This is a genomic window from Streptomyces sp. NPDC101152 (assembly GCF_044768275.1).
Classification (GTDB): Bacteria; Actinomycetota; Actinomycetes; order Streptomycetales; family Streptomycetaceae; genus Streptomyces.
The window spans coordinates 34,329-57,444 of the sequence record NZ_JBIWPO010000013.1; the positions used below are offsets into that span (position 1 = coordinate 34,329).

Sequence of the window (23,116 nt, forward strand, 5' to 3'; positions counted from 1 at the left end):
GCGCATGATCCTCACCGTCACCCCCAACCCGTCCCTCGACCGCACCTACGAGGTCCCCTCGCTGGAGCGCGGCGAGGTCATCCGGGCCACCGGCGAACGCATGGACCCGGGCGGCAAGGGCGTCAACGTCTCGCGGGCCGTGGCGGCCGCCGGGCAGCGCACGGTCGCCGTTCTGCCGCTGGGCGGCGCGCCGGGGGCGCTCGTCGCGGACCTGCTCGACGCGCAGGGCATCGAGGTCGCGCCGGTGCCGGTCGCCGGAGCCACCCGCTCCAACATCGCGCTCGCGGAGGCGGACGGGGTCCTCACCAAGATCAACGCGCCGGGTCCCGAACTGTCGGCGGACGAGCAGGAGCTGCTCCTGGAGACGGTGCGCGCGCAGTCGCGGGACGCGGACTGGATCGCGTGCTGCGGAAGCCTGCCGCGCGGGCTCGCGCCGGCCTGGTACGCCGACGTCGTCGCGCGAGCGCACGCCGGGGGCGCGCGGATCGCGCTGGACACCTCGGGGCGTGCGCTTCTGGAGGCGCTGCGCGAGCGGCCCGACGTGGTCAAGCCGAACGCCGAGGAACTCGCGGAGGCCGTCGGGCGCCCCCTCGCCACGGTGGGCGACGCGGTGAAGGCGGCCGAGGAGCTGCGCGAGATGGGCGCACGCGCCGTCCTCGCGAGCCTGGGCGCCGATGGGCAACTGCTCGTCGACGGCACGGGCACCTGGTTCGGCAGCGCCCGCGTCGACGCCGTCCGCAGCAATGTCGGCGCCGGTGACTCGTCCCTGGCGGGCTTCCTGATCGCGGGCGGCAGCGGCCCGGACGCCCTCGCCTCGGCGGTGGCCCACGGCGCGGCGGCCGTCCGGCTCCCGGGCAGCGTGATGCCCACCCCGTCCGACCTGGACCCGGCGTCGGTCACGGTGACGACCGACGTTCCGGTGGACCGCCCACTGACGGAGCCCGTGTCATGAGCCTTCGTACGACGTCCAGGACTGCGCCCCTCGCGCCACGCGCCTCGACGCCCCCCGACGCGGCCCCCCACCCGACCCTCGAGCGGCGACGCTCCCCGTTACTCGCCGCCGCTGACGGGCCTTCCGGTCCCCCATCCCCCCACGACATCCCCACCCCCGTCCCCACACCCGCCCACCCGACTGTCCGGGCGGTACGCGTGCGAAGGAGCCCGCGATGAGCGACATGATCACCGCGGACCTGGTCGATCTCGACCTGTCCGCCGACACCAAGGAAGCGGCGGCACGTGCCCTCGCCCAGCGCATGGTGACCCTGGGCCGGGTGACCGACCTGGAGGGCTTCCTCGCCGACGTGGCCGCCCGCGAGGCCCAGATGCCGACCGGCCTCGACGGCGGCATCGGCATCCCGCACTGCCGCAGTGAGCACGTCACCGAACCGACGCTCGCCTTCGGGCGCAGCGCCGCGGGGATCGACTTCGGCGCTCCGGACGGCCCCGCCGACCTGATCTTCCTCATCGCCGCGCCCGCCGGTGCCGACGACGCCCACCTGACGATCCTGTCCTCGCTGGCCCGGCAGCTGATGAACGCCGAGTTCACCGCCGCGCTGCGATCGGCGGGAGACGCGGCGGCCGCGGCGGCGCTGATTCGCGGCGACGCGCCGGCGGCGGACGCCTCCAGCGCCGCCGACGGCGCCCCTGCAGACTCCGTGGCGTCGTCGGTGGCGGCCTCCGCCGACGCCGCCACGGACAACCCGGCCCCGGCCCCGGCTCCGGGCGCCGCCGACGAGCGCCCCTTCCGCATCGTCGCCGTCACCTCCTGCCCGACCGGCATCGCCCACACCTACATGGCGGCCGAGTCCCTGGAGAACGCGGGCCGCGAGGCGGGCGTCGAACTCGTCGTCGAGACCCAGGGCTCGGCGGGCTTCACCCGGCTCGACCCGGCGGTCATCGCGGCGGCGGACGGCGTGATCTTCGCGCACGACGTTCCCGTACGGGAGAAGGAACGCTTCGCCGGCAAGCCCACCGTCGACGTCGGCGTGAAGGCCGGCATCAACCGCCCCGGCGAGCTGATCAGCGAGGTGCGCGGCAGGGCGGAGCGCGGCGAGGTGACCGCGGGCGCCCCCGCACGCGGGGGTACGCCGGTCGAGCGGGCCGGCGAGTCCGGCGAGGGCTACGGCACCAAGCTGCGCAAGTGGCTGATGTCCGGCGTGAGTTACATGGTCCCGTTTGTCGCGGCGGGCGGTCTGCTGATCGCCCTCGGGTTCGCCCTCGGCGGCTACCAGATCAAGACCGCGCCCTCGGTGCTGAACCACTTCGTCTGGACCCAGACCGACAGCTGGGCCGCCCTGATGTTCCAGATCGGCGGCGTGGCCTTCGGCTTCCTCGTCCCGGTCCTGGCCGGTTACATCGCGTACGGCATGGCGGACCGGCCCGGTCTCGTCCCCGGCTTCGTGGGCGGCATGATCGCGTCCACGATCAACGCGGGCTTCCTCGGCGGTCTCGTCGCCGGTCTGCTCGCCGGCGGTGTGGTGATGGCGATCCAGCGGATCAACATCCCGGCGGTGCTGCGCGGCATCATGCCGGTGGTGGTGATCCCGCTGATCTCCTCGGCGGTCGTCGGGTTCCTGATGTTCGTGGTCGTGGGCAAGCCCATCGCCTCCGCCCAGAAGGGCATGACCGACTGGCTCAACGGCCTCTCCGGCTCCAACGCCGTCCTGCTCGGCGCCCTGCTCGGCCTGATGATGTGCTTCGACCTCGGCGGCCCCGTCAACAAGGTCGCCTACACCTTCGCCACCGCCGGCATCGCGGTCTCCAGCCCGAGCGACTCGGCGATGAAGATCATGGCCGCGGTCATGGCCGCCGGCATGGTCCCGCCGCTCGCGATGGCACTGGCCACCACGGTCCGCGGCCGGCTCTTCACCGAGACCGAGCGCGAGAACGGCAAGGCCGCCTGGGTCCTCGGCGCCTCCTTCATCTCCGAGGGCGCGATCCCGTTCGCCGCGGCCGACCCGCTGCGCGTCATCCCCTCCTCCATGGTGGGCGGCGCCATCACCGGCTCGCTGTCGATGCTCTTCAGCGCCACCCTGCGCGCCCCGCACGGCGGCATCTTCGTGGTCCCGCTGATCGGCAACCCGTTCCTCTACCTGATCGCCATCGCGGTCGGCGTGTGCGTCACGGCGACCCTGGTGGTGGTCCTCAAGGGCATGCGCAAGCCGGTGCCGGGAGCCGCGACCGCCGCGGCGACGGACGACGCGGCCACCGCGGCCTCCGGGGCGAAGCAGCCCGTGGCGGCCTGACCGGCGCGCTCCGCATGCCGACCGCATGTCCCTTTCGCGCGGTGTGAGTTGGTCACCGCCCGCAAGCGGCAAGTGCGTCACCTGCGAGATTCATCACGGTCCGGGGCCAAAGTCCCGGACCGTGGTGTCTACTGGCCACATGCCCGATGAGCACGTCTCGATCCTCCAGTCGCTGGGCGTGGCCCTGCTCGCCCTCGCCACCGTCGCCTGGGTGACCGGCCTGATCCGTCTCCTGCGCCGCGCCCGCTCCGGAGCCGACCTGTGGGGCGCCGACGCCCTGCACGCCCTTCCGCAGCAGCCTCAGGCAGGTCCGCGTCTGGAGTCCGTCGAACTGACCCCGGCGGAACGCGACGCCTTCGCCGGTCTCGTACGACAGCTCAGCGACGGGCGCTGAAGGCCGCCGTCGTCAGGAGACCTGCGCCGCGCGCCGCTCCATGGCGTCCCGGGCCGCGTCCTCGGTGACGTAGACCTCGCACATGTGCCGCCCGTCCGGGGTCGCCGTGTGCTCGACCTCCCAGAGGGAGACCTCCTCGCCGTCGCGCAGCAGGAACGCGTGCTCGTACAGCGAGAAGCACAGCCCCGCCCGGCCCACGCGGCACGGGCCCCCGAAGGCCTGCGTGATCTGGTGCGCGAACGCCGTGGTGAGCAGCGTCGCCGTCTCCGCCCCCGGCCGGTCGCCGTTCTCCGCACGGCGCAGCAGCCGGCGCGCGTGGTCCGCCGAGTCGTCCGGCACGTACGCGTGCCGGGGCGCCGGGACCGGCGACAGCAGCACGGTCACGGGCAGCTCGAAGTCCGGCGCGTCCGGCGGCAGCGGCAGACGCCCGGTGGCGGTGCGCAGCTCCTCCTCGTCGACGTACACCTCGTGCTGCGCGGTGCCGCCCGGCGCGGTGTTGTGCACGAGCTCCCACAGGGTGAGCGCCGAGCCGTCGGCGAGCAGCCAGGTGTGCCGGTACGTCTCGCGGTGCAGCCCCGCGCTGTGGTGCGCGGAGTGCAGCGAACTGTCGTGCGCCAGCGCGCAGTCGAGCCGCCGTAGGATGTCGTCCGGCAGCTCGAAGGAGTTCAGGGCACGACCGAGGAGCCGCTCGAGGTGCTCCTCCGGAGACCCGGGCGACTCGGGTGGTTCGTACGCTGTCGTCTCGTACGGAACGCTCAAGGCTTCTCCCGGCGTTGCTGCATGTCACCTTGTGGGTGCATACCGTAGCCCCTCGGTCGGACATCATGTCCGGGAACCGAGAAAACGTACGTCAGGGAAAACGCGCGGACCGCCCGAGAAGTTCCCGCACGGCCCGACGAACTGTCAAAATCCCCCGCTCAGAAGCCGTTTGCGGCGATCATGAGTGTCCTGGCACCGGTGCCAAGCCGGTCAGTGATCGCCGTACAACTCCTGGTACGACGGCCACGTCCCGCCCGGTCCGTCCACCGACTCGGCGGCGCGCACCGCCCGCACGATGGCGCGCGTCACCACATCCGCGCCCGCAGCGAGGATGCCGTTCAGCGCCAGAGGCTGCTCGGCGTCCAACGGGTGCGCCCCGGTGGCCAGCGCGAACACCGTGTCCCCGTCGTTGAGCAGGTGCACCGGCCGCACGGCGCGCGCGATCCCGTCGTGTGCGGTGCCGGCCAGCTTCTGCGCCTGCGCCTTCGAGAGGTCCGCGTCGGTGGCCACCACGGCGAGCGTGGTGTTCAGGGCGGGCGGTGCCTTCCTCGCTGCCGCCGCCGCTTCGGCGAGGCGCCGGCGCGCGGCCTCGTGGACGTGCGCTTCGGGCAGGTGCACGTGCCCCAGGGCCAACTCCCCGTACAGAGCGCCCGTTCCGGAGTCCATCACCGACCCGACCGCGTTGACCACCACCAGCGCGGCCACCGTGATCCCGGAGTCGAGAACGGTGCTCGCGGTACCGACCCCGCCCTTCAACGTCCCCGCCGTGGCTCCCGTACCGGCGCCCACGCACCCTTCCGGCACCCGCGCGCCCACCGCGCTCGCCGCTGCCGCTTCGACCGCGGCCCGGCCGGTGGCGGCGTCCGGCCTGGCCCGGAAGTCGCCGCCCCGCCCGAGGTCGAAGACGCAGGCGGCCGGCACCACCGGCACGACGTGTGCCGGGTCCGGGCCCACCCGCACCCCGCGCCCCCGCTCCTCCAACCAGGCCATCACCCCGGACGCCGCGTCGAGCCCGTACGCGCTGCCGCCGGTCAGCACGATCGCCTCGACCTTCTGCACCAGGTTGCGCGGGTCGAGGGCGTCGGTCTCCTTGGTGCCGGGTCCGCCACCGCGCACGTCCACCGCGGCGACGGCACCGCCCTCCGGGGCGAGGACGACCGTGGTGCCGGTGAGCCTGCCCTCGCCGGTGTGCGTCGCGTGTCCCACCCGCACCCCGGCGACGTCCGTCAAAGCGTCGACTGCCATGGGGCCAGTGTCGCCCGGCCCGCGTTGATCGTGTCCGCGTCAGGCGACCGGACTCGCCTCGCGCTCCCCGCTGGTCCCGCTCGCCCCGCTCTGTCCGGCGGCCATGCGCGCTGTCAGTGTCACCCCGGTCGCCACCGCCAGCGCCGAGACGACGCCCGCCGCGATCACCGCCCAGTGGCCCAGGAACGTACAGACGATCACCAGCAACGCCGTCACCGGCAGCACCAGTTGCTGGGCGATCCCCACCTTGTAGTGGCGGGAGTGCAGCGCCCACACGCTGAGCAGGTACAGCGCCGTCGGCAGGGTCACCGCGGCCGAGGCGGCAGTCGTGGAGAGGTGCGCCCTGCCGATGGCCTGCTCCACCGCGACCTCCAGGCCCGCGCCGATCGCGGCGGCCGAACCGAAGATCAGGTAGTGGCCGTAGCCCCACAGGAACGCCTGGCCGTTGCCGCGCAGGCGCCCGTGGATCGGCACCACGAAGTAGATCCACCACGCCGCGAAGACGATCAGCAGCCCACCCGCCGCGATCGGCAGCAACTCGCCCAGCGCGTCGTGCTCGTTCACCCCGGACTTCACGGCAGCCGTCGCCGCGGCGATCGTCTCGCCGATCACGATGATGGTGAACAGCCCGTAGCGCTCGGAGATGTGGTGCGGGTGCCAGGACGTGGTGAAGTCCTTCTCCGCGTAGAGCGGAACGCACATCTCGACGACCGCCATCACCAGGAAGACCCAGGGCCGCGCAGGCCCCGGCAGCACCACGAGCCCGAGCCAGCCGACCTGGCACAGCAGCACACCGATCGCGTACCGCACCGCCATGGTCCGCTCGGCCCCCTCGGCGGATCTCGCCGCTCTCAGCCACTGCGAGGCCATCGCCACCCGCATGATCACGTAGCCGATCAGGACCACGCCGTAATCATGCTTCTCGAAGGCCCGCGAGACGCCCGCCGCCAGCACCAGCACCCCGGCGATCTGGACGAGCGTGACGACCCGGTACAGGGCGTCGTCGTTGTCGTACGCCGAGGCGAACCAGGTGAAGTTCATCCAGGCCCACCAGATGGCGAAGAACTGCATCGCGTAGCTCGCGATCCCGCTGCCCGCGTGCCCTCCAGCCACCGCGTGCACCAGGCCGACGCCGGCCTGCGCGACGGCCACCACGAAGCACAGGTCGAAGAAGAGCTCGAGCGGGGAGGCGACGCGGTGCGCCTCGTCCCGGCCGCGGGCGGCGAGCCGGCGCAGCGGTCTGTGGCCGGCGGGCGCACCGGAGGAGCCCGACGGCGAAGCCGAACTGGATGTCATGCGGCCCAGCACATCAGATAACGCACCGGAATTCTCATGAGCGGATTCCGGAGGGGAGGGAGGGTGGTCGCCGAAGGCCCCCGCGCTGCCCTGCCGCCCTCCGCCCCGCCCGGCGCCCGCCCCGTACCCTGGAGGCATGACCTCTGCCCCCGCTCCCGAGCCGCGCGCCCCGAAGCCCGCGCTGATCTTCGACGACCCGTTGGACCAGCAGTCCTCGGACGACACGGACCGCGGCTGGGGCGAGCGGCCGGGCGGCGACGGTGACGCGGCGGCCGACCTGAAACGCTTCCTCGACGAGAAGCCGCCGCACCACCTCTGAGCCGCGCCGGCCACCGCCCGCCGCACCCGACGGGCGGCCGTCGCTACCGCTCGCCGGGACCGGACCCGCGCTGCGCGACCAGGGCGTCGCGGATCTCCTTGAGCACCTCCAGCTCCGTCACCTCGATCACCTCGTGCGTGCCCTCCCTGGCCTGCCTGCGGGCCTCCTGCCGTGCCAGGTACTTCGACATCGGCAGCACCATCAGGAAGTAGACGACGGCCGCGGTGATGACGAAGCTGAGGGTGGCGCCCAGGACGGAGCCCCACAGGAGCTGGATGCCCTTCGAGCCTTGGCACGACGAGCTCAGGCACGTCTTGTAGTTGTCGAGGTTGGTCGTGCCGATCGACCCGACCAGCGGGTTGATGATCCCCTTCACCACCGAGTTCACGATGTTGGTGAACGCGGTGCCGATGACCACCGCCACCGCGAGGTCGACCACGTTCCCGCGCATCAGGAAGGTCCTGAAACCCTTCAAGACGCTCGGTTCCTTCTTCATGCTCACCTCGGGGCCTCTTCTCACGCACACGGGTTGGGGAACGAACAGCTCCGCAACCTACGTCACCCCGCAGGGCGGGTGCGAGGCGGTTCAGCACAGCGTCACCGCCAGCCGTGCCGTCGCGCTCGCCCCGGCGAGGCGTGCCGCCGTCGTTCGGGGCACGGAGAGGACGACCAGCGCTCCGCTGTCGGCCATGCTCGGCGAGGGCTCCGGCACCTGCGTCACCCGCGCCCCGCGGGCGAGTACGCGCGCGTCGCCGCCGGTGGCCGTCTCCTGGGCGGCGATGACGTCGACCCGGTCGCCGGGTCGCAGCAGCCGCACCGTGGCCCCGTCGGCGATGCGCACGGGCGCGGCCACCATCTCGATGACGGGCCGCTCCCGCACGGGATCCGCCACCGGGTGTCCGCGGGCCCCGTCACCGCCGCGCGGGCCTGCGGCGACCAACGCGGCCGCCGTGACGACGAGGCCGGCCGCCACGGCCCGCCGCCGGCTGCGGACGAGCCGCCGCAGCTGATACCGCCCGCCGCGCACCCGCACGGGGGCGAAGTGCGGGACCTCGCACGTGGCCGGCGCGTCGGTGCCGGGCGGGCGCGGGGCGGACGGGGAGGGGAAGAGGGGCGGAGGAGGAAGGGACATGCGGATCACCACCTGCGTCGAGGGAATCGGCTCGCAGGTCCACGATGAGGCTTCGCGCCGATCTCCGCCGAGGCCGGTGGATCACCGGCCGGTTGTGGACAACTCCCTCACCCGAACGGGGAGTTCCGTTCCGTCTCGGCCCGTCCCGTCACTCGTCTCAGCCCCTCCCGCCACCCTCCACGCCCCTCCCGTCACCGCGTCACGGCAGCTCGAAGCCCGGGTCCATCCCGCCCAACGCCGTCGTGCACAGGCAGTCCCGGTCCTCGTTCGCGGGCAGGGCGGCCACGGCCTCGAAGAGCACGCCCCGCAGCCGGTCGACGTTGGCCGCGAACACGCGCAGCACCTCGTCGTGCGAGACGCCCTCGCCGGTCTCGGCCCCCGCGTCGAGGTCGGTGACCAGGGTCAACGAGGTGTAGCAGAGCTCCAGTTCACGGGCGAGGGACGCCTCGGGATGGCCGGTCATGCCCACCACCGACCAGCCCTGTGCCTGGTGCCACAACGATTCCGCACGGGTCGAGAAGCGCGGCCCCTCGACCACGACGAGGGTGCCGCCGTCCACGGGCTCCCAGTCCCGGCCGCGCGCCGCCTTCAGTGCGGCCGCACGTCCGACGGGGCAGTAGGGGTCCGCCAGGGACACGTGCACCACGTTCGGCACGTTGCCGCCGGGCAGGGGCAGCCCGTCGAAGTACGTCCCGAGCCGGGACTTCGTCCGGTCGACCAGTTGATCCGGCACGAGCAGCGTGCCCGGCCCGTACTCGGGGCGCAGCCCGCCCACCGCGCACGGCCCGAGGACCTGACGCACCCCCACCGACCGCAGCGCCCACAGGTTGGCGCGGTAGTTGATGCGGTGCGGCGGCAGATGGTGGCCGCGGCCGTGGCGGGGCAGGAAGGCGACGCGCCGTCCGGCGACTTCGCCGAGGAAGAGGGAGTCACTGGGCGGCCCGTACGGGGTGTCCACCTGGACCTCGGTCACGTCCTCGAGGAACGAGTAGAAGCCCGAGCCGCCGATTACACCGATCTCTGCGTTCGCCATGGCCAGCACAGTATCCGGGCCCCGGCCGAACGCGGAGCCCGGTTCCGGAAACCCCGAGAACCCCGCCGTCGTACGACGGCAGGGTCCCGTGAGGCGGTCCTAGGCGGCGGAGCTGCTGCTCGAGGAGGTGCCGGTGCTCGACGACTTCGCGTCCGAGGAGGACGAGGAAGACGAGGACGCCGAGGTCGACGACGAGTCCGATGACGCCGAGGTGGACGCCTTGGACGCCGCCGGCGAGCTGCTCGACGAGGAGCCGCGGCTGTCGTTGCGGTAGAAACCGGAGCCCTTGAAGACAATGCCGACCGCGGAGAACACCTTCTTCAGGCGGCCACCGCAGTTGGGGCACTCGGTCAGGGCGTCGTCGGTGAACTTCTGCACCGCCTCGAGGCCCTCGCCGCACTCGGTGCACTGGTACTGGTAGGTCGGCACTGTCTTCCTCCTGGCACTCTCACTCAATGAGTGCTAACGAGGGTCCATAGTGACGTATTCCTGAGGATCAGTCCACCGTCACCGGCCGTCGGTGACCCACGCCACGTGCGACCGTCCGGTTGCGGGGGCGGGCGACGAGCCGGGACCGCAGGCTCACGAGGGTCGCCAGGGCGAGCACCGTACCGGCCGTCGGCACCAGGAACCCGGCGCCGCCCCAGAGGCGGTCCTCGAGCTGCCCGGCGACCGTGACGGCCGCGGCCTGTCCGAGCGCGACCGCTCCGGTCAGCCAGGTGAACGCCTCCGTGCGGGCGCCGGCCGGCACCAGGCCCTCGACCAGCGTGTAGCCGGTGATGATCGCCGGCGCGATGCACATGCCGACCAGGAGGCCGAGACCGGCGAGGACGAGCACGGAGTGCGCGGCCCACAGACCGGAGGCCACCAGCGCGAGCGCGCCGTAGCCCACCAGCAGGCGCCGCTGCGGGGCAGACTTCCACGCGACGGCGCCGCAGACGATCCCGGAGAGCATGTTGCCCGCGGCGAAGACGCCGTACAGGACACCGTTGAGTCCGGGTTCGCCGATCGACGCGCTGAACGCGGCCAGGGACACCTGCATGCCGCCGAAGACGGTGCCGATGCCCAGGAAGACCGCGATCAGGACGCGCACGCCGGGGACGCGCAGTGCGGAGGCGTGCTCCACGCGCGCGTGCCCGGCGAGGGTGACCGCGGGCTGCGTGCTCTTCTGTGCCGCGAACAGCAGACCGCCGAGCAGGGTCAGCCCGGCCTCCGTCACCAGACCCGCCGACGGGTCGACGGTGGTGCACAGCGCGGTGGCGAGCAGCGGGCCGAAGACGAAGGTCAGCTCGTCCGTCACGGACTCGAAGGCGGCGGCCGTGGTCATCAGGTCGGTGCCCTGGAGCCGTACGCCCCAGCGGGCGCGCACCATGGGGCCGATCTGCGGCACCGAGGCGCCCGTCGGCACGGCCGCCGCGAACAGCGCCCACAGGGGCGCGTGGGCCAGCGCGAGCGCGGTGAGGGTCAGCCCCGACAGCGCGTGCAGCAGCACGCCGGGGACCAGCACGGCCCGCTGCCCGTAGCGGTCCGCCAGGCGCCCGCTGTAGGGCGCGAAGAGCGCCATGGAGACACCGGTGACGGCCGCGGCGGCGCCCGCGGCGCCGTACGAGCCGGTGGTGTGCCGCACGAGCAGCACGATGGAGATGGTGAGCATCGCGAACGGCTGGCGTGCGGCGAAGCCGGGGAGCAGGAACGTCCAGGCGCCGCGGGTGCGCAGCAGCTGTCCGTAGCCCGGGCGGGACGGTGCCGCCGTGTTCTTCGACGGCTCGGTGGTGACCGTGGATGCCACGGCCCGTGCCTTTCTGCCGCCTGGTAGCGCGCCCGTGCGGGGGCGCCGAGAGCTGTCCTCTTGCGCGGAACTGCGGTAGATACCGGGGTCCCCCTGCCAAGGGACGGTCCGGTCGCCATACGGTCGCGCCAGCTCTGCGTCAGGCAGAGTTGGTTCGATCAGGTGCGCCTTCATCGTACAGGGATCAAGGCCGTACACCCCTGTGAAAACGAGCACCATGCGCGCGTGCACCTGCGATTGGCCGGGGTGTGAACCGTGCGAAACACACCGTTAACGGCACGCGGCACGCGGCCCGGGAGCACAGGCGCTGTGCGGGATCAGCGCCCGGTGTCCGACCCGCCCGTCCCCAGCCAGCCGGCCAGCTTTCCGCCGTGGCCCACCGCGCGCAGTCGCTGCTCGGCCGCGTCCCGCACCGGGTCGGTGGCGACGACCAGGAGTTCGTCGCCGCGCCGCAGGACCGTCGCCGGCAGCGGCACAAACGATTTTCCTTCGCGGACGACGAGGGTGACCGCGGCCCCGGCCGGCAGGCGCAGCTCGTTGACCTCGACGCCGTGCATCTTGGAGCCCTCGGGGATGGCCACGGACAGCAGGTGCCCGCGCAGCCGCTCCAGCGGAGCGGACTCGATGCCGAGGTCGGCCGCCTCGCCGCCCTCGCCGAGGTTCAGCGTGCGGGCGAGCCAGGGCAGCGTCGGCCCCTGGACGAGGGTGTAGACGACGACCAGGACGAAGACGATGTTGAAGATGCGGCGGCTGGAGTCGACGCCCTCCACCATCGGGATGGTCGCCAGGATGATGGGGACCGCGCCGCGCAGCCCGGCCCAGGACATCAGCGTCTGTTCCTGCCAGGGCACCCGGAACGGCACCAGGCACAGCACGACGCTCAGCGGGCGCGCGACCATGGTCAGCGCCAGGCCGATGACGAGGGCGGGCACCACGTCGTCGCCGAGGTCGTGCGGGGTGACCAGGAGGCCGAGCAGGACGAACATGCCGATCTGGGCGATCCAGCCGAGCCCGTCGGCGAACCCGCGGGTGGCGGGCCAGTGCGGCAGCTTCGCGTTGCCCATGATCATCGAGGCGAGGTAGACGCCCAGGAATCCGCTGCCGTGTGCCAGCGCGCCTCCCGCGTACGCGGTCATCGCGATCGCCATGACGGCGATCGGGTACAGACCGGAGGCGGGCAGCGCCACGTGCCTGAGCCCCCAGGCGCCGAGCCAGCCCACCGCGAGACCGATGGCCGCCCCGATGGCCAGCTCCAGCGCTATCTCGCCCACCAGCACGTACCAGTGCGCCACCGGGCCGGCCGTGGAGAAGGCGACCACCAGGATGACCACGGGGGCGTCGTTGAAGCCGGACTCGGCCTCCAGCGTGCCCGTCACGCGCGCGGGGAGGGGGATCCTGCGCAGGACCGAGAACACCGCCGCCGCGTCCGTGGAGGAGACCACCGCCCCGATGATGAGCGCCTGCCGCCACTCCAGCCCGACCAGGTAGTGCGCGGCCGCGGCCGTGATCCCGACGCTCACCGCGACCCCGGCCAGCGCCAGCGCGGAGGCGGCGGGCAGGGCCGGCCTGATCTCCTTCCACTTCGTGCCGAGACCGCCCTCGGCGAGGATCACGACGAGGGCCGCGTAACCGATGACCTGGGTGAGTTCGGCGTTGTCGAAGCGGATGTCGCCGATGCCGTCCTGGCCCATGAGGATCCCTATCCCCAGGTACACGAGCAGGCTGGGGAGCCCGCTGCGCGAGGAGATCCGAACCGCTGCCACGGCGACGAGCAGGACGAGCGAGCAGACGAGCAGAAGCTGGTTGAGGTGGTGGACAGTCAGCGGCCGTTCCCTTTCCCTGGCTCGCACGCGTCCCGCGTGGAAGCTCACGTCCATGGGACACGAAGTCGCGGGACTCCGCATCCAGGTACTTCGTTACCTTACCTAACTCTTGACGATTTCTTGACGCTCCCGGCGGCAAGATCGAACATGCGCGCGCGTTCGTTCCCGACTCCGCGTCAAGGGGCTCGGGGCCCTGCGCCTATGGTTGCTCCAGCGCTCATTCGAAGTCACAGCCCGTCTGCCGCTCGCGTTAGGACAGCAAGGACAGCGATGCCCCCCAACATCACCGCCACAACGGGTGACAAGCCCGGCAAGTCCGGTAGGAAGAAGGGGCGCAAAGCCCGGCTGATCGTGCTGGTGCTGGTCCTGGCCCTCGTCGGAGGCGTCGCTTACGGGGCGTACTGGTCCGTCAGCACCGTCCGCGCGTCGTTCCCGCAGACGACGGGTTCGATCACGCTCGACGGTCTGTCAGGGCCCGTGGAGGTCAAGCGAGACGGCTACGGCATCCCGCAGGTCTACGCGTCCTCGGACGAGGACCTGTTCATGGCACAGGGCTACGTCCAGGCCCAGGACCGGTTCTACGAGATGGACGTCCGCCGCCACATGACCTCCGGGCGCCTGTCGGAGATGTTCGGCAAGGGCCAGGTCAAGAACGACGAGTTCCTGCGCACCCTGGGCTGGGACCGGGTGGCCAAGCAGGAGTACGACACCAAGCTGTCGGCCTCGACGAAGAGATATCTCCGGGCCTACGCCAAGGGGGTCAACGCCTACCTGCGGGGCAAGGACGGCAAGGACATCTCCCTCGAGTACGCGGCCCTCGGCTTCACCAACGACTACAAGCCCGCGCAGTGGACCCCCGTCGACTCGGTCTCGTGGCTGAAGGCGATGGCCTGGGACCTGCGCGGCAACATGCAGGACGAGATCGACCGCGCCCTGATGACCAGCCGTCTCGGCCCCAAGCAGATCGCCGACCTGTACCCCGACTACCCGTACAGCCGCAACAAGGCGATCGTCCAGGAGGGCCAGTACAACGCGCTCACCCGGACGTTCGAGCAGAGCGGCGGCTCGCCCACCTCGGGTACGTCCACCTCCGCCACGTCCACGAGCGGAACGTCCAGGGGCGGCTCGACGGGCCGTTCGTCGTCGTCCGGGTCCTCGGGGTCCTCGGCCCTGCAGAGCCAGCTCTCGGGCCTCTACAAGGTCCTGGACGGCGTTCCCACGGCCGTCGGCGTGAACGGCCAGGGCATCGGCTCCAACTCCTGGGTGGTCGACGGCAGTCACACCATCACCGGCCATCCTCTGCTCGCCAACGACCCGCACCTGTCGGCCTCGCTGCCGTCCGTCTGGTACCAGATGGGCCTGCACTGCCGCACGGTCTCCAGCAAGTGCCAGTACGACGTCACCGGCTACACCTTCGCCGGCATGCCCGGTGTGGTCATCGGCCACAACCAGGACATCGCCTGGGGCATGACCAACTCCGGCGTCGACGTGACCGACCTCTACCTGGAGAAGCTCACCGGCGAGGGCTACCTGTACGACGGCACGGTCAGGCCGTTCAAGACCCGCACCGAGACGATCGACGTCGCCGGGGGCGCCCCCAAGAAGATCGTCGTCCGGCAGACCGCCGACGGCATGCCGCTGCTGTCCGACCGAGACGACGAACTCGTCACGGTCGGCAAGAAGGCCACCGTCAACACGGCGGCACCCGACCGCGGCGACGGCTACGGGATCGCGCTGCGCTGGACCGCCCTGGACCCCGGCACCACCATGGACGCCGTCTTCGCCATCGACAGGGCGGCGAACTGGAAGGACTTCCGCTCGGCCGCCGCCCTGTTCGACGTGCCCTCGCAGAACCTGGTCTACGCGGACAGCACCAACATCGGCTACACGCTGCCCGGAAAGATCCCCACGCGCGCGAAGAAGGACGACGGTTCGATCCCTGCGCCCGGCTGGGACTCCGGCTACAAGTGGACGGGCTTCGTCCCGAAGGCCGCCCTGCCCTACGAGTACAACCCGAAGCGCGGCTACATCGTCACCGCCAACCAGGCCGTGATCGACCCGGCCAAGTACCCCTACACGCTCACCACGGACTGGGGTTACGGCACCCGCAGCCAGCGCATCACCGACCTGATCGAGTCGAAGATCAAGGGCGGCGGCAAGATCTCCACGGACGACATGCGCCAGATGCAGCTGGACAACAGCAGCGAGATCGCCAAGCTGCTCGTGCCCAAGCTGTTGAAGATCGACATCAAGGACCAGGACGTCCGCGGAGCGAAGGCCGTCCGCGAGGCACAGGACCTCCTCCAGGGCTGGGACTACACCCAGGAGGCCGACTCCGCGGCGGCCGCGTACTTCAACGCGGTGTGGCGCAACATCCTCAAGCTGGCCTTCGGCAACAAGCTGCCCAGGGAACTGCGCGTCCAGGGCCAGTGCCTGTGGGTCGATCCGGTCACCACCACCGGGCCGGCGGACGCGACCAACAAGGTCCGCGAGTGCGGTCAGCGCGACCCCGACCAGGCCCAGCCGGACGGCGGCGACCGCTGGTTCGAGGTCGTGCGCAAGCTGATGGACGACCCGAAGAGCGACTGGTGGAGCACGCCCAAGTCGCTGACCCGGCCGGGCGCGCAGAACAACCGTGACGATCTGTTCAAGCGCGCCCTGATCGACGCCCGCTGGGAGCTGACCGCCAAGCTCGGCAAGGACATCGACACCTGGAGCTGGGGACGGCTGCACCGCCTGTTCCTGAAGAACCAGACCCTCGGCACCGACGGACCCGGCCTCCTGCAGTACGTCCTCAACCGCGGCCCCTGGAAGCTCAGCGGCGGCGAGGCGACGGTCGACGCCACCGGCTGGAACGCCGCCGGCGGCTACGGCGTCGAGTGGGTGCCGTCGATGCGCATGGTGGTCAACCTCGGCGACCTCGACAAGTCGAAGTGGATCAACCTCACCGGCGCCTCCGGACACGCCTTCAGCGCCCACTACACCGATCAGACGAGCAAGTGGGCCGACGGGGAACTCCTCGACTGGAACTACTCGGCCGCGGCCGTCGACAAGGACACCAGCGACACGCTGCACCTGAAGCCGTGAACCCTGTGCGGTGAACAGCCGGAAGGGGCCCTCCACGCGCGCGTGGAGGGCCCCTTCGGTCAGCCGCCGTCACGGAAGCGGCGCAGCCCCGACGGGGTCACCACCGCGTGCACCGGCCGGTCGTGCGCCTGGGCCGGGACGTGCTCGACGACTTCCGAGTCGTACAGCAGGACCACCAGCGCGGCTCGCGCGCCCGCGCGCTCCAGACGGGCCAGGACGCGGTCGTACGACCCGCCGCCGCGCCCCAGCCGCATCCCGCGCGCGTCGACCGCAAGGCCCGGCAGCAGCACGACGTCGGCCCCGGTCACGGCGTCCGGGCCGAGCCGCTCGCCGGCCGGCTCGAAGAGGGCCATCTTCCCGCCGTGTTGCACACGCGCTAGAGAACCCTCGCCGGTGTACGCGCCCCAGTCCAGGTCGTTGTCGGGCAGGAGCGCCGGCAGCAGGACCCGCACGCCCCGCGCGCGCAACCGGTCCAGGAGCGCGAGGGTGCCCGGCTCGCTCCCCACGGAGACGTACGCCGCCACCGTGCGCGCGTGCGCCAGCTCCGGCAGACCGAGCGCGCGATCGGCGAGCGCGCCCGCCGCTTCCCGCACGTCGTCCGCCGTCAATCTGTTTCTCACCGCGAGGAACTCTCGCCGCAACATTCCCTTGTCAGGCTCGGCCGCACGTCCGACGTGACCCACTGATCGCACCCGTATCCTTCCCAATCCGTTCATATGAGAGCCAATTAACCGGAGTCGCCGATTCCGCGCAAAGGCACCGGATAAGGTTGCGGCCATGACTCAGTCCCACCCCAGGATCACCAAGGCTGTCATTCCCGCAGCGGGCCTCGGCACCCGGTTCCTGCCGGCCACCAAGGCCACCCCCAAGGAGATGCTGCCGGTCGTCGACAAGCCCGCGATCCAGTACGTGGTCGAGGAGGCCGTGGCCGCCGGGCTCGACGACGTCCTCATGGTCACGGGCCGCAACAAGCGCCCGCTCGAGGACCACTTCGACCGCAACTACGAGCTCGAGTCCGCCCTCCAGAAGAAGGGCGACGCCGGCCGACTCGCCAAGGTCCAGGCCTCCAGCGACCTGGCCACCATGCACTACGTGCGGCAGGGCGACCCCAAGGGGCTGGGTCACGCCGTGCTGTGCGCCGCCCCGCACGTCGGCCACGAGCCCTTCGCCGTCCTGCTCGGCGACGACCTGATCGACCCGCGCGACCCCCTGCTCGCGCGCATGGTCGAGGTCCAGGAGCAGTACGGCGGCAGCGTCGTCGCGCTCATGGAGGTCGCGCCGGAACAGATCCACCTCTACGGCTGCGCCGCCGTGGAGCCGACCGGGGACAGCGACGTCGTCCAGGTCACCGGCCTGGTCGAGAAGCCCGACACGGCCGACGCCCCCTCGAACTACGCGATCATCGGGCGCTACGTCCTCGACCCGCACATCTTCGACATACTGCGCAAGACCGAGCCGGGCCGCGGCGGCGAGATCCAGCTCACCGACGCCCTCCAGCAGCTCGCCCAGACCTATTCCTCGGCCGCCACCGACGCGGGGAAGGCCGGCGGCCCGGTGCACGGCGTGGTCTTCAAGGGCCGCCGCTACGACACCGGCGACCGCGGCGACTATCTGCGTGCCATTGTCAGACTCGCGTGCGAACGTGAGGACCTGGGCCCGGACTTCCGGACCTGGCTTCGCAGTTACGTAGCCGAGGAGATGTAGCAACGTTGAGCAGCGCCGCGCCCCGCGCCACCGGCCCGGACCACCTGTGGTCGGTGGACGAACACCTGGAGGACATCCTCACGACCGTCCGTCCGCTGGAACCCATCGAGCTGAACCTCCTGGACGCACAGGGCTGCGTCCTGGTCGAGGACGTCACGGTGCCCCTCTCGCTGCCGCCGTTCGACAACAGCTCCATGGACGGATACGCGGTCCGGGTCGCGGACATCGCGGGCGCGAGCGAGGAGTTCCCCGCCGTCCTGGACGTCGTCGGGGACGTCGCGGCGGGCCAGGCCGAGCTGCTCCGGGTGGGCCCCGGCCAGGCCGCCCGCATCATGACCGGCGCCCCGCTGCCGCCCGGCGCCGAGACCGTCGTCCCCGTCGAGTGGACCGACGGCGGCCTCGGCGAGGGCCCCGCCACCGGGATGCGCGCCCGCAGCCTGGCCCCGGAGGGCGCCGAGGGGCAGGTGCACGTGTACCGGTCGGCCGAGGCACGCGCGCACGTACGCGCGAAGGGCAGCGACGTGAAGGCCGGGGACCGCGCCCTGGAGGCCGGCACCGTCCTCGGTCCGCCGCAGATCGCGCTGCTCGCCGCCATCGGACGCGGCACCGTACGCGTGCGCCCGCGCCCGCGCGTGGTCGTCATGTCCACCGGCAGCGAACTCGTCCAGCCCGACGAGCAGCTGGACAGCGGCCAGATCTACGACTCCAACAGCTTCGCGCTGACCGCCGCCGCCCGCGACGCCGGCGCCATCGCCTACCGGGTGGGCGCCGTCGCCGACGACGCGGAGACGCTCCGCTCCACCATCGAGGACCAGCTCGTGCGCGCCGACCTCGTGGTCACCACCGGCGGGGTGAGCGTCGGGGCGTACGACGTCGTCAAGGAGGCGCTGTCCCACGTCGGGGACGAGGACGAGGCGGGCAGCGGCATCGAGTTCCGCAAGCTCGCCATGCAGCCCGGCAAACCCCAGGGCTTCGGCTGCATCGGCCCCGACCACATCCCGCTGCTCGCCCTCCCCGGCAACCCGGTCTCCTCGTACGTCTCCTTCGAGATCTTCGTGCGCCCCGCGATCCGCGCCCTCATGGGGCTCGACGACGTCCACCGGCCCCGCACCCGGGCCACCCTCACCGCCGACAAGGCGCTGACCTCGCCGAAGGGCCGCAGACAGTTCCTGCGGGGCACGTACGCCGACGGCTCGGTGACGCCGGTCGGCGGCGCCGGATCGCACCTGGTCGCGGCCCTCGCGCACGCGGACGCGCTGATCGTCGTACCCGAGGACGTGGAGTCCGTGGAACCGGGCAGCGAGGTCGAGGTCGTGCTGCTCGGCTGAGCCACGCGCGCGTGGCGGTTCGTGGGCCGGTCCTGGTCCGTTGTCCGCGCCGACTTGGGGGTACCGTGTCGCGCACAACAGGCCCACGCGCCGCACCGCGACGGGCCCGGACCGGGAGCGCCACACACCATGACCGTGCCATCCCGGGGGGAGACCCCCGGACCCCCCGCGCAGGACCGACTGACGCACATCGACGCGGCGGGCGCCGCCCGCATGGTCGACGTGTCCGGCAAGGAGGTCACGGCGCGCACCGCCCGGGCGAGCGGGCGGGTCCTCGTCTCGCCCCGCGTGGTCGAGCTGCTGCGCGGTGAGGGAGTCCCCAAGGGGGACGCCCTCGCCACCGCGCGCATCGCCGGGATCATGGGCGCCAAACGCACCCCGGACCTCATCCCGCTGTGCCACCCGTTGTCGGTGTCCGGTGTGAAACTGGACCTGTCGGTCGCGGACGACGCCGTGGAGATCCTGGCCACCGTGAAGACCACGGACCGCACAGGTGTCGAGATGGAGGCCCTCACCGCGGTCTCCGTCGCCGCGCTCACCGTGATCGACATGGTCAAGGCGGTCGACAAGGGAGCGGTCATCACGGACGTGCGCGTGGAGGAGAAGACGGGCGGCAAGTCGGGCGACTGGAGCCGGACATGACGTCCGGCGGCGCGCTGCCCGCCCCGTACCGCGCGCTCGTCGTCACGGCCTCCAACCGAGCCGCCGCGGGCGTCTACGAGGACAAGGGCGGCCCACTGGTCGCCGACGGGCTCAAGGGCTTCGGGTTCGCCGTCGACGGGCCGCAGGTCGTCCCCGACGGCGACCCCGTGGAGAGCGCCCTGCGTGCGGGCGTCGAGGCCGGGTACGACGTCATCGTGACCACCGGCGGCACCGGCATCTCGCCCACCGACCGCACACCCGACGCGACCCGCCGGGTCATCGACCACGAGGTGCCCGGCATCGCCGAGGCCATCCGGGCGTTCGGACGGGAGAAGGTGCCGACCGCCGCGCTCTCCCGGGGCCTTGCCGGTGTGGCGGGGCGCACGCTGATCGTCAACCTGCCGGGTTCCACCGGCGGGGTGCGGGACGGCCTGGCTGTCCTGGAGCCCCTGCTGGTGCACGCCGTCGACCAGATCCGCGGCGGCGATCACCCCAGACCCGGCGCCACCCGTGGGGGTGCGAGCTGAACAGCCCATCCTGGCCCGTCGTACTGGCGGACGGCGACATCGTCCTGAGGCCGATAAAGCTGCGCGACCAGCGGGCGTGGCGTGAGGTCAACCGGCGCAACCGGGACTGGCTGCGCCCCTGGGAGGCGACCATTCCGCCGCCCACGCCCAGTGGTCCGATCGCGCACCGGCCCACCTACCGGCAGATGGTCCGCCACCTGCGTTCCGAGGCCAACGCGGGCCGGATGCTGCCGTTCGTCATCGAGTACCAGGGGCGGCTGGTCGGGCAGTTGACGGTCGCCGGGATCACCTGGGGCTCCATGTGTTCGGGGCACATCGGCTACTGGGTGGACGAGGCGGTGGCCGGCCACGGCGTCATGCCGACCTCCGTCGCCCTCGTCGTGGACCACTGTTTCCGCACCGTCGGTCTGCACCGCATCGAGGTCTGCATTCGTCCCGAGAACGGGCCGAGCCGCCGGGTGGTGGAGAAACTCGGATTCCGTGAAGAGGGGCTCAGGCCGCGTTATCTCCACATCGACGGCGCCTGGCGGGACCACCTCGTCTTCGCGCTCACCGCGGAAGAGGTCCCCGACGGGTTGCTGAACCGCTGGCAGCGGGCACGCTCCCGACGGGACCCGCAGGACGCCCCGCGGACGACGCCCCGGAACCCGCAGAACACACCGGGGAATCCCGCATAGCCCCGGCAGGGCGGGCAGGAATTGAATGCTTGTTCGAAATTGATCGCACAGCGACCGTCTCAGGGCATTAAATTCGCGGCTTCGGCAGGCTGCTGATCGCATCGGTCACAAAAAAAGTTCGAAATATCAGCCAGATCGTGCGACACACCGGCCCAATTGGCAGATGGCCTCACGCAAACCCCTCTACCGTGTGAGGCGTGAGCAGCAGCGGCCTCATCTACGCAGTCATTGTCGGGGCCTGGGCCGCCTACTTGGTGCCGATGTGGCTCCGTAGGCAGGACGAGCTGAACGAGGCCCGTCCGACGGAACGCTTCAGCACCGCCATCCGGCTGCTGTCCGGACGGGCGGGCATGGAGCGCCGATACGCCAAGGACCTGCGCGCGCGCTCCACCGAAGAGGGGGAGCCCGCCGCCGACGCCCCGGGCGCGATCACCGACTCGGTGGACGTCCGGGCCTTCGCCATGCCTCCGGCCCGCCCGCAGGCACGCGCGGAGGTGCAGTCCCCGGGCCGGGCGCAAGCGGCGCGCGCATCCGCACCCGCCCGCAAGGGCGCGCCCGCAGCGCGACGCACCCCCTCGGAGGAAGCCGCCGCGGCACGCGCCCGGCGTACGAAGGTGCTCGCGCGCCGCCGGCGCACCACCGTGATGCTCTTCCTCGCCTTCACGCTCGGCGCGGTCGTCGCCGCCGTCGGAGGGCTCGCGCTCCTGTGGGCGCCGGGCGTGCCCGCCGTCCTGCTCAGCGCGTACATCGCCTACCTGCGCAGCCAGGAACGGCGCCGCTTCGCCTACCAGATGGACCGGCGCCGGGCCGAGGCCGCCGCGCAGCACCTGCGCGAGCGCGCCCGCCAGCCACGCCGCCGCCCCACCGCCGAGACCGAGGCCGACGAGCCCGACGAGGGTTCGGAGCCGGAGGCCGACCCCGGCCTGTCCGCACTGGCCGCCGACCGGCGCGCCCTCGTCGAGCAGACCGACCACGCCGAGTGGGTCGACCAGCAGCGCGAGCGGCAGCGGCGGCCGGGGCACGGCGACAGCTGGGACCCGGTCCCGGTGCCCTTGCCGACGTACGTCACCGCGCCGGTCGCTCCCCGGGCGACGGCGGACGTGGACCTCGGGGCGCCGGACGCGTGGAGCTCGGCCCGGTCGAGTTCCGTGGAGGCGCCGGCCGCCTCCGAGGCGGAGCAGAGCCCGCAGGACCCGGCGGAGGACCGGGCGGAGGACGACGGACGCAGCGACGCCCGTCGGGCGGCATCCGCGCGCCGCGCGCGGGAACGGGGACGTACGCCGCTGTTCGACCAGTACGAGGACGGCGACCGGCCCCGGGCCGCCAACGAGTAGGCGCTCCGACCGTCCCCCGTCCCACCTGTGCCGCTGCCCTCCACCCCCCCGGGAACGGATTTCCAAGCACGCGGATCGGGGTGCTAGAGTTCCACTCGTTGCAAGGGCCTGTGGCGCAGTCCGGTAGCGCACCTCGTTCGCATCGAGGGGGCCAGGGGTTCAAATCCCCTCAGGTCCACGCAGTTCAAAGCCCCTACTGGTGATCACCGGTAGGGGCTTTGGCATGCCGTACGGCAGCGAGTACGGCAACTACTTTGGATCTTGCTTCCCGAGGTGCTTGGCGAAGCACAGGCTTGCCTCGTGGAAGCGGTAGTAGCCGAACTTCGCGCAGGGCTCGTAGCCGCTGGACGTGTACAGGGCGATGGCCTCCGGCTGCTTCGTGCCGGTCTCCAGGACCATCCGGGCCCGGCCCGCCGCTCGTGCGTCCTCCTCCAGGGCCGCCAGGATGCGCCGGGCGAGACCGCGGCCGCGCGCCGACGTCACCACGAACATGCGCTTGAGCTCGGCGTCGCCGTCGAGGTTGCCCTCCTCGTTGGTGTCCCGGGCGCGCCAGCCGCCGGTGGCGACGGGGCTGTCGGACTCGTCGTACGCGATCAGGTAGACGCCGTTCGGGGGCTCGAAGTCGGCCGGGTCGAGCGATGTGGCGTCCCCGCCGTCGCCGTAGCGGACGTGGTACTCGGCCTGGACCTCGTCGTTGAGCTTGACGGCGTCCGGGTGGTCGAAGGAGACGCGGCGTATATTCATTCTGAGAACCGTACATCTATGCGGGATGGGTAGTTGGA

22 protein-coding genes and 1 tRNA gene are annotated in these 23,116 nt (G+C 71.9%); 12 read left to right on the forward strand and 11 right to left on the reverse strand.

Annotated elements, in window-relative coordinates; all coding sequences use genetic code 11:
* Nucleotides 1-4 precede the first annotated feature (4 nt).
* The 3 genes from pfkB to ACIRVK_RS19130 all read left to right on the forward strand — a co-directional run bounded on the left by pfkB (nucleotide 5) and on the right by ACIRVK_RS19130 (nucleotide 3,639).
* Complete coding sequence (pfkB, locus tag ACIRVK_RS19120; RefSeq protein ID WP_404248438.1) at nucleotides 5-952, forward strand: 1-phosphofructokinase; 948 nt, start codon at nucleotides 5-7, stop codon at nucleotides 950-952.
* Between the two features lie 214 nt (nucleotides 953-1,166).
* Nucleotides 1,167-3,245 (forward strand): fructose-specific PTS transporter subunit EIIC, encoded by a 2,079-nt coding sequence (locus tag ACIRVK_RS19125; RefSeq protein WP_404248440.1) that lies wholly within the window; start codon nucleotides 1,167-1,169, stop codon nucleotides 3,243-3,245.
* A 139-nt stretch (nucleotides 3,246-3,384) separates the two neighbouring features.
* Nucleotides 3,385-3,639: a hypothetical protein gene (locus ACIRVK_RS19130; protein ID WP_404248442.1), complete on the forward strand. Its 255-nt coding sequence runs from the start codon at nucleotides 3,385-3,387 to the stop codon at nucleotides 3,637-3,639.
* 12 nt (nucleotides 3,640-3,651) lie between these two features.
* On the opposite strand, the gene ACIRVK_RS19135 is transcribed toward ACIRVK_RS19130, so the two are convergent.
* From ACIRVK_RS19135 to ACIRVK_RS19145, 3 genes are all read right to left on the reverse strand, one after another.
* Nucleotides 3,652-4,398, reverse strand: coding sequence for a DUF6227 family protein (locus tag ACIRVK_RS19135; RefSeq protein WP_404248444.1), 747 nt, complete (start codon nucleotides 4,396-4,398; stop codon nucleotides 3,652-3,654).
* Between the two features lie 210 nt (nucleotides 4,399-4,608).
* On the reverse strand, nucleotides 4,609-5,643 hold the full coding sequence (locus ACIRVK_RS19140) for a P1 family peptidase (protein ID WP_404248446.1): 1,035 nt from the start codon (nucleotides 5,641-5,643) through the stop codon (nucleotides 4,609-4,611).
* A 39-nt stretch (nucleotides 5,644-5,682) separates the two neighbouring features.
* Nucleotides 5,683-6,939: a low temperature requirement protein A gene (locus ACIRVK_RS19145; protein WP_404248448.1), complete on the reverse strand. Its 1,257-nt coding sequence runs from the start codon at nucleotides 6,937-6,939 to the stop codon at nucleotides 5,683-5,685.
* A gap of 136 nt (nucleotides 6,940-7,075) precedes the next feature.
* Between ACIRVK_RS19145 and ACIRVK_RS19150 the strand changes: the two genes are divergently transcribed.
* On the forward strand, nucleotides 7,076-7,258 hold the full coding sequence (locus tag ACIRVK_RS19150; RefSeq protein WP_404248450.1) for a hypothetical protein: 183 nt from the start codon (nucleotides 7,076-7,078) through the stop codon (nucleotides 7,256-7,258).
* 43 nt (nucleotides 7,259-7,301) lie between these two features.
* On the opposite strand, the gene mscL is transcribed toward ACIRVK_RS19150, so the two are convergent.
* From mscL to ACIRVK_RS19180, 6 genes are all read right to left on the reverse strand, one after another.
* Complete coding sequence (mscL, locus tag ACIRVK_RS19155) at nucleotides 7,302-7,760, reverse strand: large conductance mechanosensitive channel protein MscL (protein WP_404248452.1); 459 nt, start codon at nucleotides 7,758-7,760, stop codon at nucleotides 7,302-7,304.
* A gap of 84 nt (nucleotides 7,761-7,844) precedes the next feature.
* Nucleotides 7,845-8,390: a hypothetical protein gene (locus tag ACIRVK_RS19160; protein WP_404248454.1), complete on the reverse strand. Its 546-nt coding sequence runs from the start codon at nucleotides 8,388-8,390 to the stop codon at nucleotides 7,845-7,847.
* Between the two features lie 199 nt (nucleotides 8,391-8,589).
* Nucleotides 8,590-9,423, reverse strand: coding sequence for an S-methyl-5'-thioadenosine phosphorylase (locus ACIRVK_RS19165; RefSeq protein ID WP_404248456.1), 834 nt, complete (start codon nucleotides 9,421-9,423; stop codon nucleotides 8,590-8,592).
* Between the two features lie 99 nt (nucleotides 9,424-9,522).
* Nucleotides 9,523-9,852 (reverse strand): FmdB family zinc ribbon protein, encoded by a 330-nt coding sequence (locus ACIRVK_RS19170; RefSeq protein WP_404248458.1) that lies wholly within the window; start codon nucleotides 9,850-9,852, stop codon nucleotides 9,523-9,525.
* A 67-nt stretch (nucleotides 9,853-9,919) separates the two neighbouring features.
* Nucleotides 9,920-11,212 carry an MFS transporter gene (locus ACIRVK_RS19175; RefSeq protein WP_404248460.1) on the reverse strand — a complete coding sequence of 431 codons (1,293 nt, stop codon included), beginning with the start codon at nucleotides 11,210-11,212 and terminating at the stop codon, nucleotides 9,920-9,922.
* A 317-nt stretch (nucleotides 11,213-11,529) separates the two neighbouring features.
* Nucleotides 11,530-13,062, reverse strand: coding sequence for a potassium/proton antiporter (locus tag ACIRVK_RS19180; RefSeq protein WP_404248462.1), 1,533 nt, complete (start codon nucleotides 13,060-13,062; stop codon nucleotides 11,530-11,532).
* Nucleotides 13,063-13,305: 243 nt separating this feature from the next.
* On the opposite strand from ACIRVK_RS19180, the gene ACIRVK_RS19185 reads away from it, so the two are divergent.
* Nucleotides 13,306-16,122, forward strand: coding sequence for a penicillin acylase family protein (locus ACIRVK_RS19185; protein ID WP_404248464.1), 2,817 nt, complete (start codon nucleotides 13,306-13,308; stop codon nucleotides 16,120-16,122).
* A 59-nt stretch (nucleotides 16,123-16,181) separates the two neighbouring features.
* Here the strand turns inward: ACIRVK_RS19185 and ACIRVK_RS19190 are convergent, their stop codons facing one another.
* The gene (locus ACIRVK_RS19190; protein WP_404248466.1) at nucleotides 16,182-16,766 is read right to left on the reverse strand and encodes a 5-formyltetrahydrofolate cyclo-ligase; all 585 of its coding nucleotides are present in this window, start codon (nucleotides 16,764-16,766) and stop codon (nucleotides 16,182-16,184) included.
* 133 nt (nucleotides 16,767-16,899) lie between these two features.
* On the opposite strand from ACIRVK_RS19190, the gene galU reads away from it, so the two are divergent.
* The 7 genes from galU to ACIRVK_RS19225 all read left to right on the forward strand — a co-directional run bounded on the left by galU (nucleotide 16,900) and on the right by ACIRVK_RS19225 (nucleotide 22,512).
* Nucleotides 16,900-17,826 carry a UTP--glucose-1-phosphate uridylyltransferase GalU gene (galU, locus tag ACIRVK_RS19195; RefSeq protein WP_404248468.1) on the forward strand — a complete coding sequence of 309 codons (927 nt, stop codon included), beginning with the start codon at nucleotides 16,900-16,902 and terminating at the stop codon, nucleotides 17,824-17,826.
* 5 nt (nucleotides 17,827-17,831) lie between these two features.
* The gene (gene glp, locus ACIRVK_RS19200) at nucleotides 17,832-19,154 is read left to right on the forward strand and encodes a gephyrin-like molybdotransferase Glp (RefSeq protein WP_404248470.1); all 1,323 of its coding nucleotides are present in this window, start codon (nucleotides 17,832-17,834) and stop codon (nucleotides 19,152-19,154) included.
* Nucleotides 19,155-19,283: 129 nt separating this feature from the next.
* Nucleotides 19,284-19,796 carry a cyclic pyranopterin monophosphate synthase MoaC gene (gene moaC / locus ACIRVK_RS19205; protein ID WP_404248472.1) on the forward strand — a complete coding sequence of 171 codons (513 nt, stop codon included), beginning with the start codon at nucleotides 19,284-19,286 and terminating at the stop codon, nucleotides 19,794-19,796.
* Nucleotides 19,793-20,323: a molybdenum cofactor biosynthesis protein B gene (locus ACIRVK_RS19210; protein ID WP_404248474.1), complete on the forward strand. Its 531-nt coding sequence runs from the start codon at nucleotides 19,793-19,795 to the stop codon at nucleotides 20,321-20,323. Before moaC ends, ACIRVK_RS19210 begins: the two co-directional genes overlap by 4 nt.
* On the forward strand, nucleotides 20,320-21,000 hold the full coding sequence (locus tag ACIRVK_RS19215; protein WP_404248736.1) for a GNAT family N-acetyltransferase: 681 nt from the start codon (nucleotides 20,320-20,322) through the stop codon (nucleotides 20,998-21,000). Before ACIRVK_RS19210 ends, ACIRVK_RS19215 begins: the two co-directional genes overlap by 4 nt.
* Before the next feature lie 197 nt (nucleotides 21,001-21,197).
* The gene (gene glpR / locus ACIRVK_RS19220; RefSeq protein WP_404248476.1) at nucleotides 21,198-22,334 is read left to right on the forward strand and encodes a gephyrin-like molybdotransferase receptor GlpR; all 1,137 of its coding nucleotides are present in this window, start codon (nucleotides 21,198-21,200) and stop codon (nucleotides 22,332-22,334) included.
* Nucleotides 22,335-22,438: 104 nt separating this feature from the next.
* Nucleotides 22,439-22,512, forward strand: a tRNA-Ala gene (locus tag ACIRVK_RS19225).
* Nucleotides 22,513-22,583: 71 nt separating this feature from the next.
* Here the strand turns inward: ACIRVK_RS19225 and ACIRVK_RS19230 are convergent.
* Nucleotides 22,584-23,078: a GNAT family N-acetyltransferase gene (locus ACIRVK_RS19230; RefSeq protein WP_404248478.1), complete on the reverse strand. Its 495-nt coding sequence runs from the start codon at nucleotides 23,076-23,078 to the stop codon at nucleotides 22,584-22,586.
* Nucleotides 23,079-23,116: the final 38 nt, after the last annotated feature.